Origin of the sequence: Leifsonia xyli, assembly GCA_001647635.1 — a bacterium.
Classification (GTDB): domain Bacteria; phylum Actinomycetota; class Actinomycetes; order Actinomycetales; family Microbacteriaceae; genus Leifsonia; species Leifsonia xyli_A.
Window position 1 is genome coordinate 869,875 of record CP014761.1, and the last position, 13,997, is coordinate 883,871.

At 70.2% G+C, this 13,997-nt stretch carries 14 protein-coding genes; 3 read left to right on the top strand and 11 right to left on the bottom strand.

The features are described 5' to 3' along the window. Nucleotides 1-23: 23 nt before the first annotated feature. Together A0130_04315 and A0130_04320 are read left to right on the top strand one after the other, a co-directional pair. Complete coding sequence (locus tag A0130_04315) at nt 24-617, top strand: hypothetical protein (GenBank protein ANF31005.1); 594 nt, start codon at nt 24-26, stop codon at nt 615-617. Between the two features lies 1 nt (nt 618). Then, nucleotides 619-1,554: a DUF4440 domain-containing protein gene (locus A0130_04320; GenBank protein ID ANF31006.1), complete on the top strand. Its 936-nt coding sequence runs from the start codon at nt 619-621 to the stop codon at nt 1,552-1,554. On the opposite strand, the gene A0130_04325 is transcribed toward A0130_04320, so the two are convergent. From A0130_04325 to A0130_04335, 3 genes are all read right to left on the bottom strand, one after another. Then, nucleotides 1,522-2,565 (bottom strand): dihydroorotate dehydrogenase, encoded by a 1,044-nt coding sequence (locus A0130_04325; GenBank protein ID ANF31007.1) that lies wholly within the window; start codon nt 2,563-2,565, stop codon nt 1,522-1,524. The genes A0130_04320 and A0130_04325 overlap by 33 nt on opposite strands. A gap of 186 nt (nt 2,566-2,751) precedes the next feature. Then, nucleotides 2,752-3,219 carry a transcriptional regulator NrdR gene (locus A0130_04330; GenBank protein ANF31008.1) on the bottom strand — a complete coding sequence of 156 codons (468 nt, stop codon included), beginning with the start codon at nt 3,217-3,219 and terminating at the stop codon, nt 2,752-2,754. Nucleotides 3,220-3,235: 16 nt separating this feature from the next. Beyond that, entirely contained in the window at nt 3,236-4,546 is a 1,311-nt protein-coding gene (locus A0130_04335; GenBank protein ID ANF31009.1) for a histidinol dehydrogenase, read from the bottom strand. Nucleotides 4,547-4,605: 59 nt separating this feature from the next. On the opposite strand from A0130_04335, the gene A0130_04340 reads away from it, so the two are divergent. Further along, nucleotides 4,606-5,136, top strand: a complete 531-nt coding sequence (locus tag A0130_04340) for a flavin oxidoreductase (GenBank protein ANF31010.1) — start codon at nt 4,606-4,608, stop codon at nt 5,134-5,136. A 25-nt stretch (nt 5,137-5,161) separates the two neighbouring features. Here the strand turns inward: A0130_04340 and A0130_04345 are convergent, their stop codons facing one another. The 8 genes from A0130_04345 to A0130_04380 all read right to left on the bottom strand — a co-directional run bounded on the left by A0130_04345 (nt 5,162) and on the right by A0130_04380 (nt 13,988). Next, a complete protein-coding gene (locus A0130_04345; protein ID ANF31011.1) occupies nt 5,162-8,677 on the bottom strand; it encodes a DNA polymerase III subunit alpha in 3,516 nt (1,171 codons plus the stop codon). Between the two features lie 24 nt (nt 8,678-8,701). Further along, complete coding sequence (locus A0130_04350) at nt 8,702-9,622, bottom strand: RNA pseudouridine synthase (protein ANF31012.1); 921 nt, start codon at nt 9,620-9,622, stop codon at nt 8,702-8,704. Further along, entirely contained in the window at nt 9,623-10,180 is a 558-nt protein-coding gene (locus tag A0130_04355; protein ANF31013.1) for a signal peptidase II, read from the bottom strand. Nucleotides 10,181-10,211: 31 nt separating this feature from the next. Next, entirely contained in the window at nt 10,212-11,036 is an 825-nt protein-coding gene (locus A0130_04360) for a cell division protein (protein ID ANF31014.1), read from the bottom strand. Between the two features lie 146 nt (nt 11,037-11,182). Continuing rightward, the gene (locus A0130_04365; protein ID ANF31015.1) at nt 11,183-11,479 is read right to left on the bottom strand and encodes a hypothetical protein; all 297 of its coding nucleotides are present in this window, start codon (nt 11,477-11,479) and stop codon (nt 11,183-11,185) included. Nucleotides 11,480-11,563: 84 nt separating this feature from the next. After that, entirely contained in the window at nt 11,564-12,091 is a 528-nt protein-coding gene (locus tag A0130_04370) for a cell division protein SepF (GenBank protein ANF31016.1), read from the bottom strand. 39 nt (nt 12,092-12,130) lie between these two features. Next, nucleotides 12,131-12,844 carry a YggS family pyridoxal phosphate enzyme gene (locus A0130_04375; protein ID ANF31017.1) on the bottom strand — a complete coding sequence of 238 codons (714 nt, stop codon included), beginning with the start codon at nt 12,842-12,844 and terminating at the stop codon, nt 12,131-12,133. Continuing rightward, nucleotides 12,810-13,988, bottom strand: coding sequence for a cell division protein FtsZ (locus A0130_04380; protein ANF31018.1), 1,179 nt, complete (start codon nt 13,986-13,988; stop codon nt 12,810-12,812). Before A0130_04380 ends, A0130_04375 begins: the two co-directional genes overlap by 35 nt. Between the last annotated feature and the right edge of the window lie 9 nt (nt 13,989-13,997).

A 13,997-nucleotide genomic window follows, 5' to 3' on the forward strand; every position in this document is an offset into this window, starting at 1 on the left:
ACCCCAGAATCGAAGGCGCGAAGTTGGCAAAGCGACAGAACCCGGCCGAGGCGGAGACGCCCGCGGTCGAGACCACGGAAGAGACGGCCGCCCGGCTGAAGCAGGGCAAGGGCGCACCCACGCCCTCTCGCCGCGAGCAGGAGGCCGCCCGCAAGCGTCCGCTCGTGCCGACCGACCGCAAGGAGGCGGCCCGCCAGGCCCGCGCCAAGCAGGCCGAGGCGCGCGAGAAGGCACGCGTCGGCATGGCCGCCGGCGACGACCGCTACCTGACCGCCCGGGACCGCGGACCGCAGCGCCGCTACGTGCGCGACTACGTGGACGCGCGCTTCTCGATCGGCGAGTTCCTCATCCCGGTGATGCTGATCGTCATCGTGCTGACCTTCCTCCCGTCGCCGGTGCTGCAGGTCTACGGCCTGTTCGCGCTGTGGGGCTTCTTCCTCATCGCGGTCATCGACTGCTTCGTGCTCGGGTTCCTGATCCAGCGCCGCGTCGGCGACAAGTTCGGCAAGACGAAGGTGGAGCGTGGGCTGCGCTGGTACGGCGCCATGCGTGCCCTGCAGCTGCGGATCATGCGCCTCCCCAAGCCGCAGGTCAAGCGCGGCCAGTACCCGAGCTGACGTGACGATCGTCGCAGCAGCCGACGGCTCCGCCCTCGGCAATCCCGGTCCGGCCGGGTGGGCCTGGTACGTCGACGACGACCACTGGTCCGCGGGCGGCTGGCCGCACGGGACGAACAACCAGGGCGAGCTCATGGCCGTCATCGACCTCCTGGAGGCGACGGCGCACCTGGAGGACAACGATCTCCACATCTTCTGCGACAGCCAATACGTCATCAACGCTGTGACCAAGTGGATGCCGGGCTGGAAGCGCAAGGGCTGGCGCAAGGCCGACGGCGCGCCCGTGCTCAACCGCGAGCTCCTGGAGCGACTCGACCGCGGGCTGCAGGGGCGTCGCTACCGGTTCGAGTGGGTCAAGGGACACGCCGGGCACGACCTCAACGAGGCGGCGGATGAGCGCGCCCGCGCGGTCGCCACGGCGTACCAGAAGGGCGACCCGATCCCGATCGGCCCGGGATGGGCGGGGACTGCGCCGGAGGCTGCGAAGCCGATGGCGGTGGAGCCGGAGGCGGCGGAATCCGCTCCGGCGCATGCCGCTCCCGCACCGTCCGACGCCCCCGTCGAGTTCGACCTGTTCGACGGCCTCGACGCCGCGGAAACGGACGAGGAGGTCGTCGCCCGCCTGGAGCGCGAGCTGCTCGAGCCCGCCGTCCGCTCCGACGCGTCCCGCCTGGCTGAGCTGCTGCATCCCTCGTTCGAGGAGATCGGACGCTCGGGACGCCTCTGGGCCCGTGACGCGATCGTCTCCGAGCTCGCCGACGAGGATGCGCCCGCTGCGGACCTCGAGGTGCTCGGCGTCGACCGGGTCTCCGGCGACGCGCTGCTGCTCACCGCTCGGACGACGGATGCGCGCGGCGCGACCCTGCGCAGCTCGCTGTGGGTGCGCAGCTCGGGTCGCTGGCGCCTACGCTTCCACCAGGGCACGCCGGAGGCGTAGCAGCCCGCGGTTGATCTCGCGCGCCCACAGCGGGCCGCGGTAGAGGAACGCCGTGTAGCCCTGCACCAGCGTGGCGCCAGCATCCAGGCGCTCCTGCACGTCTTCCGCGGTCTCGACGCCGCCGACCGAGATCACGCACAGCTCGGCCGGGACGACCGCGCGGATGAGGCGCAGCACCTCCAGGGAGCGGGCGGCGAGCGGCGCACCGCTCAAGCCTCCCGCGCCGGCCGCCTCGACGACCGCCGGATCGGTGACGAGGCCGTCGCGCGAGATCGTGGTGTTGGTCGCGATGATGCCGGCGAGACCCAGCTCGACGGCGAGGCGCGCGATGCGCTCCACCTGCTCGTCGGTGAGGTCGGGCGCGATCTTCACGAGCAGCGGGGTCTCCCCCGCCACCTCCTTGACCGCGGTGAGCAGCGGCGACAGGAGTTCGAGCTCCTGCAGGCCGCGGAGCCCCGGGGTGTTGGGCGAGCTGACGTTGACGACGAGGTAGTCGGCGACGGGCGCAAGCGCGCGGGCGCTGGTCAGGTAGTCGGCGGTGGCGTCCTCGACGGCCACGACGCGCGACTTGCCGATGTTGACGCCCAGCACGGGACGCGTCCGGGCACGGCGGACGCGGAGCAGCCGATCGGCGGCGGCGCCGGCGCCATGGTTGTTGAAACCCATCCGGTTGATGACCGCGCGGTCGGGGATGAGGCGGAACAGCCGGGGCTTGTCGTTGCCGGGCTGCGGGCGCGCGGTGATCGTGCCGACCTCCACGTGGCCGAAGCCGAGCGCACCGAGACCGAGCACGCCCTCGCCGTCCTTGTCGAAGCCGGCGGCGACGCCGAACGGCGAGTCGAACCGCAGGCCGAGCGCCTCGACGGCGAGGGACGAGTCGGGCGCGGTGAAGCGCCGGGCCAGGCCGCCGAGACCGACGGCCGGGAGGGCGCGGATCACCACGAACGCGAGGTGATGGGCCCGCTCGGGGTCGAGGCGGGAGAGGACGAGGTCGAAGAGTGCGCGATACATGCCGGTAGCAGAATACCGCGCGCGCGGTGGAGCTCAGGGCAGCGCGGAGCGATGCCGCGACCCCAGCGCCGCGCGGTGGAGCTCAGGGCAGCGCGGAGCGATGCGCGACCCCAGCGCCGAGGGAGCCTGCGACCGAGGACCGAGCCTGCGACCGAGGTCTGACGTAACAGCGCCGACAGGCTCCTTCTACTCGGCGGCGACCGGCTCCGCGTGCGCCACGCGCAGCGAGCGGATGGCCTCCTCGAAGTCGTCGAGCGAGTCGAACGCCTGGTAGACGCTCGCGAAGCGCAGGTACGCGACCTCGTCGAGCTCACGGAGCTCGGGCAGGATGGCGAGCCCGATGTCGTTGGCCTCGATCTGCGACGCACCCGTCGACCGGATGGTCTCCTCGACCTTGCCCGCCAGCACGGCGAGGTCGGAGTCGGTGACCGGGCGTCCCTGGCACGCCTTGCGCACGCCCAGCACGATCTTCTCGCGGCTGAACGGCTCCGCCACGCCGCTGCGCTTGATCACGCTGAGGCTCGCGGTCTCGGTGGTCGAGAAGCGACGGCCGCACTCCGGGCACTGCCGGCGGCGGCGGATGGAGAGCCCGTCGTCACTCGTCCGCGAGTCGATGACACGGGAGTCGGGGTGGCGGCAGAAGGGGCAGAACATGGTGGGATTCTATCGCTCACCGGGTGCGGAACCGCTGAGTGACCGCTTCCCCGTGCGCCGGAAGGTCCTCCGCGGTCGAGAGCGCCACGATGCGGTCCGCGACCTCCTGCAGCGCGTCGCGGTCGTAGCGGACCACCTGCTGCGGCCGCAGGAACGAGTACGCACCCAGGCCCGGCGAGAACCGGGCCTGACCGCCGGTCGGCAGCACGTGGTTGGAGCCCGCCAGGTAGTCGCCGAGGCTGACCGGCGAGGTGGGGCCGAGGAAGATCGCGCCGGCGTTGTGGATGGACGCGAGCAGCGCATCCGGGTCGGCCGTCTGGATCTCGAGGTGCTCGGGCCCGTAGGCGTTGCTGAACGCGGCGGCCGCGGCGAGGTCGTCCACGAGGACGACCGCGGACTGCGGGCCGCCGAGCGCCGTGCGGACGCGCTCGGCGTGCTTGGTGGCGTCGGCCAGGCGTGCGAGTTCAGCGACGACGCGGTCTGCGAACGCGGGGCTGTCCGTGACGAGGAGGGAGGCGGCGGCCTCGTCGTGCTCGGCCTGGCTGACGAGGTCGGCGGCGACGTAGGACGCGTCCGCCGTGTCATCGGCGATCACGAGGATCTCGGTCGTGCCGGCTTCGGAGTCGATACCGGTCTGTCCGCGGACCACGCGCTTGGCGGCCGCGACGTAGATGTTGCCCGGGCCGGTGATGACCTGCACCGGGTCGAGGCCGAGCTCTTCGACGCCGTACGCCAGCGCGCCGATCGCGCCGGCGCCTCCCATCGCATAGACCTCGTCGATGCCCAGCAGGCCCGCGGCCCCCAGGATGACCGGGTGGACCGCTCCCCCGAACTCGCGCTGCGGCGGGCTGACCAGGGCGACGGAGGCCACGCCGGCGACCTGCGCGGGCACGGCGTTCATCACGACGCTCGACGGGTAGACGGCCTTGCCGCCGGGCACATACAGCCCTGCGCGCTCGACCGGCTCCCAGCGCTGGACGATGCTCGCGCCCGGGCGGATGACCGTCTCGGCGCGCGGCGGAACCTGGGCGGCGGTCGCCTCGCGCACGCGAGCGATCGCCTCCTCCAAGGCCTCGCGCACGTCGGCGGGAAGCGCCTGAACCGCCGCGTCGATCTCCGCCTGCGGAACCCGGAGGGACGAGGGCGCGCCCCCGTCGAACCGCTCCGCCTGCTCGCGCAGGGCGGCGACACCGCGCTCGCGTACGTCGGCGATCAGGTCGGCCGCGACGGTCATCGCGACCTGCACATCCACGACGGGACGGGGCACGAGGCGCTGGAACGCGGCACGAGTAGGCTGGACACCGCGGAGATCGATGGTCTGGATCATGGCCCATCAAGCCTACCCGCCCGGAATCTTCCAGCCCGACTGGAGCTTGTACCCACAGTATGAACAGCGCATCCCCCGACCCGACCGACGGCACCGTCACCGACGCCACCCCCGACCTCGCGGCCTTCCGGCAGACCTTCCGTCGACACGCGGCCGGCGTCGCCATCGTCACCGCCCAGCGCGAGGACGGAACGCCCGTCGGGTTCACGGCCACCTCGCTGGCGTCGCTCGCGGCCGTCCCGCCGCTGGCGACATTCAACATGGCGCTGTCGGCGTCGAGCTGGCCGGCCATCGCCGAGACGGACCGCGTGGTGATCCACACGCTCGGGGTGCGCAACCGCGAGGTCGCCCAGATCCTGTCCGGCGACAACCAGACCCGGTTCGTCGGCGACCACTGGTACCGCGGGCCGCATGGGCTCCCCGTGATCAAGGACACGACCGCGTGGATGGTCGGGCGCATCATCGAGAGGGTCCAGGTGCACAACAGCGCGGTCGTCATCGTGCAGATCGAGCAGGGCGCCCTCGGTGAGGACGACGCGCCGCTCGTGTACCACGAGCGCACCTACTGGCGGCCAGGCACCCCGGTCTGACCCACTTCAGGGCGGGCAGACACACTCAGACCAGGCAGTTCGGCCCGAGCAGCCCCTTCAGCTCGCCGTAGAGGTCGGCGCTCACCTTCACCGGCTTCGGCACCTCGAAGACGCGCGCGACCTGGCCCTTCACGAGCCGCAGGCGCACCTCGCTGTCGCCGGGATGCCGCGCCAGCACCTCGCTGAGCGACATCACGGTGTCGGTCGTCGCGCGCTGGTCCGGCATGGTGATCATCAGGGTCGCGGTGTCGTCGACCTGACCGAGGTCGGGCGTCATGAGGGAGAACGCGTGCAGGTTCATCCCGTCGTCGCGCAGGCTCACCCGGCCGCGGACGACCACGATCGCGTCGCCCTGCAGCTGGGCTGAGTACTCCTGGTACGCCTTGCCCATGAACATGACGGTGAGCTCGCCACCGAAGTCCTCGACCTGGATCATCCCGTACTGGTTGCCCGACGCCTTCGCCACGCGGTGCTGCACGCTCGTCACGAGCCCCGCGATGGTGACGGTCTCGCCGTCCTGGATGTTCTCCGACCCGACCAGCTCGGCGATGCCGGTGCTCGCCAGCTTGGCCAGCTGCAGCTCGAGCCCGGCGAGCGGATGGTCGGACACGTAGAGCCCGAGCATCTCGCGCTCGAACGCCAGCTTGTCGCGCTTCGCCCACTCCGGCCGGTTCGGGATGTGGTGCTGGGTCTGCGCCACCTCGTCCTCGCCCCACAGGCTGTCGAAGTCGAACCCGACGTCGCCGTTCGCCTCGTTGCGCTTGATCTTGACGGCCGACTCGACGGCGTCCTCGTGCACCTCGACGAGGGCGCGGCGGGTGTGCCCGAGCGAGTCGAAGGCGCCGGCCTTGATCAGCGACTCCACGGTCCGCTTGTTGGCAGCATGGATGGGCACCTTGTTGAGGAAGTCGTGGAACGACTCGAAGCGGCCCTTGCTCTCGCGCGCCTCGCGCACGCCCTCGACGACGTTCGCGCCGACGTTGCGCACCGCGCCCATGCCGAAGCGGATGTCCTCGCCGACCGCGGCGAAATAGAGGTTCGACTCGTTGACATCCGGCGGGAGCACCTTGATGCCCATGCGGCGGCACTCGTTGAGGTAGAGCGCCATCTTGTCCTTGGAGTCGCCGACGCTGGTGAGGAGCGCCGCCATGTACTCGGCCGGGTAGTGCGCTTTGAGGTACGCGGTCCAGTACGAGATGACGCCGTAGGCCGCCGAGTGCGCTTTGTTGAACGCGTAGTCGGAGAACGGGAGCAGGATCTCCCACAGCTTGTTCACCGCGTCCATCGAGTAGCCGTTGGCCTGCATGCCCTGCGAGAAGCCCTCGAACTGCTTGTCCAGCTCGGACTTCTTCTTCTTGCCCATGGCGCGGCGCAGGATGTCTGCTTGGCCGAGCGAGAAGCCGGCGACCTTCTGCGCGATCGCCATCACCTGCTCCTGGTAGATGATGAGGCCGTAGCTGGTCGAGAGGATGTCCGCCAGCGGCTCCGCGAGCTCCGGGTGGATCGGCGTGATCTCCTGGAGGCCGTTCTTGCGGAGTGCGTAGTTGGTGTGCGAGTTCGCGCCCATGGGCCCGGGCCGGTACAGCGCGATCAGCGCCGAGATGTCCTCGAAGTTGTCCGGCTTCATGAGCCGCAGCAGCGAGCGCATCGGGCCGCCGTCGAGCTGGAACACGCCGAGGGTGTCGCCGCGCGACAGGAGTTCGTAGGCGGCCCGGTCGTCGAGCTCGAGGTCTTCGAGCACGAGTTCTTCTCCGCGGTTGTCGCGGATGTTGTCGAGCGCGTCGTTGATGATGGTGAGGTTGCGGAGCCCCAGGAAGTCCATCTTGATCAGGCCCAGCGACTCGGCGGCCGGGTAGTCGAACTGCGTGACGATCTGGCCGTCCTGCTCCCGCTTCATGATCGGGATGATGTCGATCAGCGGGTCGGACGACATGATGACGCCCGCCGCGTGCACGCCCCACTGGCGCTTGAGGTTCTCGAGCCCGAGCGCCGTGTCGAAGACGGTCTTCGCCTCCGGGTCGGTCTCGACGACCGCGCGGATGTCGACGGCCTCCTTGTAGCGCGGGTGGTTCTTATCGAAGATGCCCGTCAGCGGGATGTCCTTGCCCATGACGGGCGGCGGCATCGCCTTGGTCAGCTTCTCGCCCATTGAGAAGGGGAAGCCGAGCACGCGGCCCGAGTCCTTCAGCGCCTGCTTGGCCTTGATGGTGCCGTAGGTGACGATCTGCGCGACGCGCTCCGAGCCGTACTTCTCGGTGACGTACTTGATGACCTCGCCGCGGCGGCGGTCGTCGAAGTCGACGTCGAAGTCGGGCATGGAGACGCGGTCCGGGTTCAGGAAGCGCTCGAAGATGAGGCCGTGCTGCAGCGGGTCGAGGTCGGTGATCCGCATCGCGTACGCGGCCATCGATCCGGCGCCGGAACCACGCCCGGGACCGACCCGGATGCCGTTGCGCTTCGACCAGTTGATGAAGTCGGCGACGACGAGGAAGTAGCCGGGGAAGCCCATCTGCGAGATGACGCCGATCTCGTAGTCGGCCTGCTTGCGCACCTCGGGCGTGATGCCGTTCGGGTAGCGCTGCTCGAGGCCCTTCTCGACCTCCTTGACGAACCACGTCTGCTCGGTCTCACCCTCGGGCACCGGGAAGCGCGGCATGTAGTTGGCGGCGGTGTCGAACTGCACGTCGCAGCGCTCGGCGATGGCGAGGGTGTTGTCGCACGCCTCCGGGTAGTCGCGGAACAGCTGCCGCATCTGCTCGGGCGTCTTGAGGTAGAACTCGTCGGCGTCGAACTTGAACCGGTTGGGGTCGTCGAGGGTCGATCCGGACTGCACGCACAGGAGCGCGGCGTGGCTCTTGGCGTCCTCCGCGTGGGTGTAGTGGAGGTCGTTCGTCGCGACGAGCGGAAGGCCGAGGTCTTTCGCCAGCCGGATCAGGTCGGACATGATCCGGCGCTCGATGCCGAGCCCGTGGTCCATGATCTCGGCGAAGAAGTTCTCCTTGCCGAAGATGTCGCGGAAGTCGGCCGCGGCGGCCCGGGCGGCGTCGTACTGCCCGAGGCGCAGGCGCGTCTGCACTTCGCCCGACGGGCATCCGGTCGTCGCGATGATGCCCTTCGAGTACCGGCTCAGCAGCTCGCGGTCCATGCGCGGCTTGAAGTAGTAGCCCTCCATCGACGCGTACGACGACAGCCGGAAGAGGTTGTGCATGCCCTCGGTCGTCGCCGCGAGCATCGTCATGTGCGTGTACGCGCCGGAGCCCGACACGTCGTCGCCGCCGCCGTCGCCCCAGCGGATGCGGGTCTTGTCGGTGCGGTGCGTGCCCGGGGTGAGGTAGGCCTCGGTGCCGATGATCGGCTTGATGCCGGCGTCGGTCGCCGTGCGCCAGAAGTCGAAGGCGCCGAACATGTTGCCGTGGTCGGTGACCGCGACCCCCGGCATCCCCTGCGCGACCGCCGACTCGATCAGCGGTTTGACGCGCGCCGCGCCGTCGAGCATGGAGTACTCGGAGTGGACGTGGAGGTGGACGAAGGAGTCGCTCATAGGTGAGTACAGCCTACGTCGGACCTACGACGCTCGGAGCACGTCCAGGGCGTGTTGCAGGTCGTCCGGATAGGTCGTCGTGAAGGTGACCCACTCCCCCGTCGCCGGGTGCTCGAAGGCGAGCTGGACGGCGTGCAGCCACTGCCGCGTCAGGCCCAGTTTCGCGCTCAGGACCGGGTCGGCGCCGTACATCGCGTCGCCGACGCACGGGTGCCGCTGCGCGGCCATGTGCACGCGGATCTGGTGCGTGCGTCCCGTCTCCAGGTGGATCTCGAGCAGGCTCGCGGACGGGAACGCCTCGATGGTCTCGTAGTGCGTCACGGACGGCTTGCCGCCCGCCACGACCGCGAACTTCCAGTCCGACCGGGGATGCCGCCCGATCGGCGCGTCGATGGTGCCCGTCAGCGGGTCCGGGTGCCCCTGCACGACCGCGTGGTAGATCTTCTCGACCGTCCGGTCGTGGAAGGCGCGCTTCAGCGCGGTGTACGCGCGCTCCGACTTCGCGACGACCATGAGGCCGCTCGTGCCCGCGTCCAGCCGGTGGACGATGCCCGCGCGCTCGGCGGCGCCGGAGGTCGAGATGCGGAAGCCGGCGGCGGCCAGCGCTCCGAGCACGGTCGGGCCCTCCCAGCCGACAGAGGGATGCGCGGCGACGCCGACCGGCTTGTCGATCACCACGATGTCGTCGTCGTCGTGCACGATCGTCAGCTCCGGCACGGCGATCGGGACGATCTCGACGTCGGACTTCGGCTGCCATGACACCTCGAGCCAGGAGCCTGCGGTCAGGCGGTCGGACTTGCCCGCCTCACGTCCGTCGACGGTGACCCCGCCGGCCTCGGCGATCTCGGCGGCGAAGCTGCGCGAGAAGCCGAGGAGCTTGGCCAGGCCCGCGTCGACGCGTGAGCCCTCCAGCCCGTCCGGGATGGGGAAGCTGCGCGATTCCATCTAGCCCTGCGGCTTGTCGTTCGGCGTGTCGGTCGTGGTGGCCTCGTCGGCCTCCACATCTTCGGGCGCGGACTCGTCGTCGTCGTCGCGGCCCCGCTTGCCGTCCAGCCCCACACCACGCAGGGTGAGGATGAGGAACAGCACCATGCTCGACACGATCGCCACGTCGGCGAGGTTGAAGATCGCCGGCAGCAGCGGGATCTGCAGGAAGTCGACCACATGGCCGACGCCGAAGCCGGGCTCGCGGAATAGCCGGTCGGTCAGGTTGCCGAGCAGTCCGCCGAGCAGCAGCCCGAACAGGACCGCCCACGCCGTGGACCGGATGCGCGGCGCGTACCAGATGACGAAGCCGAGCACGCCGACGCCGACGATGGAGAAGATCCAGGTGGAGCCGCTGCCGATCGAGAAGGCCGCTCCCGCGTTCTTGACGAAGTGGAACTGGAGGAGCTGACCCAGGACCTCGATCTGCTGGCCCTCGAAGAGGTTCGACACGACCAGGACCTTGGCGATCTGGTCGATGAGATAGACGCAGAGCGCCACCACCGCCAGGACCGCCAAGGCCCTGATGCTGACCTTGGGCCGGGAAGGACTAGCCTCCAAAGCCGGGGAAGGCCGGAGTCTGGCCCGAGTTGCTGGAGTCGTCGGAGCCGCCTGCCGAAACCGGGGCGGGCACGCCGCCGCCGGCGCTCACCGGCGCCGCGGAGCGCGCGCCCGCGTTCTGGCCGCTGCCCTGGACGGGCGCGTCGAGGTCGCGGAGCTGGCCCTCGATGTACGACTTGAGGCCCTTCCGGTAGTCGCGCTCGAACGTGCGGAGCTCGTCGATGCGGCGCTCGAGGCCGGTGCGCTCCTGGTCGAGGGCACTGATCTGCGCACGCTGCTTCGACTCCGCCTCGGCGACGATGCGGGCGGCGGTGGCGTGACCCTCGGCGATGAGCTGGTCGCGCTTCTCGACGCCCTCGCGGACGTGCTCCTCGTGCAGGCGGCGGGCCAGCTGCAGGAGGTTGTTGGTGGCGTTCGGGTCGTTGGCGTCGTCGGCCGGAGCCTGGTAGGCCGGAGCCGCCTGCTGGGACTGCTCCGCCTGCTGCTTGGCCTGCGCGGCCTCCTGCTGGGCCTGGGAGAGGCGCTGCTTGAGCTCCTCGTTCTCGCGCTGGAGGCGCTCGGTCTCGGCGTTGTCGGCCGGTGCGGACGCGGCGGCCGGGGCAGCGCCGCCCTGGCCTGCGCTGCGCTGCAGCTCGGCGATACGCGAGTCGGCGGCCACGAGTCGCTGCTTGAGCTCGTCGTTCTCCTGGTTGAGGCGACGCAGCTCGACGACGACCTCGTCGAGGAAGTCGTCGACCTCGTCCTGGTCGTAGCCCTCGCGGAACTTCGTCGGCTGGAACCGCTTGTTGACTACATCTTCCGGAGTCAGCGCCATGGCAAGCCACCTTCGATCGTGAATTGGTTCGGGGATCGCGTTACCCAACGCTAGCAAAACGGGCGTCGGTCGCGCACTTCACCGCACGGTCTCAGCGCGGCTCGTCCACGATACAACGGGGCTCACCGCGGAAACGGGAGCGACGCTCAGCGGAATCCCAGCGTGACGTACAAGCCGATGATGACGACCAGCATGGTGAGGCTCCAGCCGAAGTCGATGGCGATCGGGCCCATGGACAGGCGCGGGATGATGCGGCGGAAGAAGCGGATGGGCGGGTCGGTCACCACGTAGGTCGACTCGGCGAGCACCAGGCCGAAGCCGCGCGGACGCCACTGGCGCGCGAAGACGCGCACGAGGTCCAGGACGAAGCGCGCCCACAGCACGAAGAAGTAGATGAGCAGCGCGTAATAGAGGACAGTCGCGATGAGCGAGACGACGAACACCCTCCCAGTATGGACGAAAGCGCACCGGCTCCCCTGGGAGGTAGCCGGTGCGCTTTCGAGTGTCGTGCGCGGCGCGTCGGGCCGTCAGGCCTGAGCGAAGAAGGAGGCGTCGACCTCGGCGTCCTGGCCGCCGTGCTCGCCGGAGACGACGACGTGGCTGGGCGAGAGGAGGAAGACCTTGGGGGTGACCCGCTCGATCTTGCCGTAGAGCCCCTGCGAGAGGCCGCTGGCGAAGTCGATGAGGCGGCGGGCGTCGCCCTCGCTCATCTGCGAGAGGTTGATGATCACCGGGATCCCCTCGCGGAACGACTCGGCGATCGCCTGGGCGTCGCGGTACTGGCGGGGGTGGACCGTGAGGATCTCGTTCATTTCCTGTACCGATGCATTCCGTGCGGTTTTCGACGTGCGCAGCGGCGTGACCGGCGCGCGGCCGGCCGCGGGAGCGACCGGAGCGGGGTGGGGGACGGCCTGGATCGGCGACGCGGCCGGCGTGCGCTCGGGGGCTTCGCGGCGGGGCTGGTGCTGAGCCTGCTCCTGCGGCTGGTCCTCGAACTCCAGCTCCTCGTCGGCGAGGCCCAGGTAGACCATCGTCTTCTTCAGCGGGTTGGCCATGGCTTCCTCCGTAGGCGCATCGAACTCTTGCTTTCGAGATTAACGAAGCTCCGGACGATTCCCGGTAATGGCGGTCCCGATGCGAAGGTGTGTCGCGCCTGCGGCGATCGCCTCGCGGTAGTCCTGCGACATCCCGGCGGAGATCGCGGAGGCGTCGGGGGCTAGCGCGCGGACGCGGTCGGAGGCGGCGCGCACGCGTTCGAAGGCGCGGGCGGGCTCCTCGCCGAGCGGGGCGACGGCCATCACGCCGAGGAGGCGGAGGCCGGGTGCAGCGAGCACGTGCTCGACCAGCGGCTCGAGGTCGCGGTCGGCGACGCCGCCGCGGGCCGGGTCGTCGGTGAGGTTGAGCTGCACGAACGCGTCGACAGTCGACTCGGCGTCGTCCTCGTGAGTGGCCAGCGCGTCCACCAGGGACGCCCGGTCGACCGAGTGGATGACGGAGGCGTACCGCCGCGCCTGCCGCGCCTTCTTGCTCTGCAGCTGACCGACGAAGTGCCAGGTGAGGTCGAGGTCGGCGAGCTCCGCCGCCTTCTCCTGCGCCTCCTGGTGGCGGTTCTCCCCCACGTCGCGCACGCCCAACGCGTGCAGCTCGCGGACGAGCGACGCCGGGTGGAACTTGGTCACGACGATCGTCGTGAGCTCCTCGGGCGAACGGCCCGCGGCCCGGGCGGCGTCGGAGACGCCCTCCCGGACCGCGGCCAGCCGCTCGGCCAGCCCGTTACTTGAGGAAGTCGGGGATGTCGAGGTCGTCATTCTCGTCGTCGAACGCCGGGTCCTTCTGCGGGGTCGCCTCGGCGACCGGCTGCTCGCCGGTCTGCCAGGCGGAGGTCTCGGGAGCCGGGATCTCGCCCGCCTCCACCTCGGCGGAGGACTGCACCTGGGACTGCTCGGAACCGGCCTCCACGAAGCTGGCGCGTCGCGCGTCCACTGCGGCCGGGCGCGCGTTCGGCTCGCCGCCGTCGAAGCCCGCCGCGATGACCGTCACGCGGACCTCGTCGCCGAGGGTGTCGTCGATGACCGCTCCGAAGATGATGTTCGCCTCTGGGTGCACCGCCTCCTGGACCAGGCGAGCCGCGTCGTTGATCTCGAAGATGCCGAGGTTCGATCCGCCCTGGATGGACAGCAGGACCCCGTGGGCGCCGTCGATCGAGGCCTCGAGCAGCGGGGACGCGACGGCCAGCTCGGCGGCCTTGATCGCCCGGTCGGCCCCGCGCGAGGATCCGATGCCCATGAGGGCGGAGCCCGCGCCCTGCATCACCGACTTGACGTCGGCGAAGTCGAGGTTGATGAGGCCCGGCGTGGTGATGAGGTCGGTGATGCCCTGGACACCGGCGAGGAGCACCTGGTCGGCGGTGGAGAACGCCTCGAGCATGCTGATGCCGCGGTCGCTGATCTCCAGCAGCCGGTCGTTCGGCACGACGATGAGGGTGTCGACCTCTTCCTTCAGGCGCTGGACGCCCGCCTCGGCCTGCTGCTGGCGGCGCTTGCCCTCGAAGGAGAACGGCTTGGTGACGACACCGATGGTCAGCGCGCCGATCGACTTCGCGATGCGCGCGACGACCGGTGCGCCGCCGGTGCCGGTTCCACCGCCTTCGCCCGCGGTGACGAAGACCATGTCGGCGCCGGCCAGCGCCTCCTCGATCTCCTCCGCGTGGTCCTCGGCGGCGCGGCGGCCGACCTCGGGGTCGGCGCCGGCGCCCAGGCCGCGGGTGATCTCACGGCCGACGTCGAGCTTGACGTCGGCGTCGCTCATGAGCAGCGCCTGCGCGTCGGTGTTGATGGCGATGAACTCGACGCCGCGGAGGCCGAGCTCGATCATGCGGTTGACGGCGTTGACGCCGCCTCCCCCGATGCCGACGACCTTGATCACGGCGAGGTAGTTCTGTTGTGCTGTCACGTCCGGCCT

Coding starts and splice junctions, on each gene's coding strand:
- A0130_04335 (ANF31009.1), bottom strand. CDS start 4,546: ATGATCCAGACCATCGATCTCCGCGGTGTCCAGCCTACTCGTGCCGCG.
- A0130_04345 (ANF31011.1), bottom strand. CDS start 8,677: ATGAGCGACTCCTTCGTCCACCTCCACGTCCACTCCGAGTACTCCATG.
- A0130_04360 (ANF31014.1), bottom strand. CDS start 11,036: ATGGCGCTGACTCCGGAAGATGTAGTCAACAAGCGGTTCCAGCCGACG.
- A0130_04325 (ANF31007.1), bottom strand. CDS start 2,565: ATGTATCGCGCACTCTTCGACCTCGTCCTCTCCCGCCTCGACCCCGAG.
- A0130_04350 (ANF31012.1), bottom strand. CDS start 9,622: ATGGAATCGCGCAGCTTCCCCATCCCGGACGGGCTGGAGGGCTCACGC.
- A0130_04340 (ANF31010.1), top strand. CDS start 4,606: ATGAACAGCGCATCCCCCGACCCGACCGACGGCACCGTCACCGACGCC.
- A0130_04370 (ANF31016.1), bottom strand. CDS start 12,091: ATGGCCAACCCGCTGAAGAAGACGATGGTCTACCTGGGCCTCGCCGAC.
- A0130_04375 (ANF31017.1), bottom strand. CDS start 12,844: ATGACGACCTCGACATCCCCGACTTCCTCAAGTAACGGGCTGGCCGAG.
- A0130_04330 (ANF31008.1), bottom strand. CDS start 3,219: ATGTTCTGCCCCTTCTGCCGCCACCCCGACTCCCGTGTCATCGACTCG.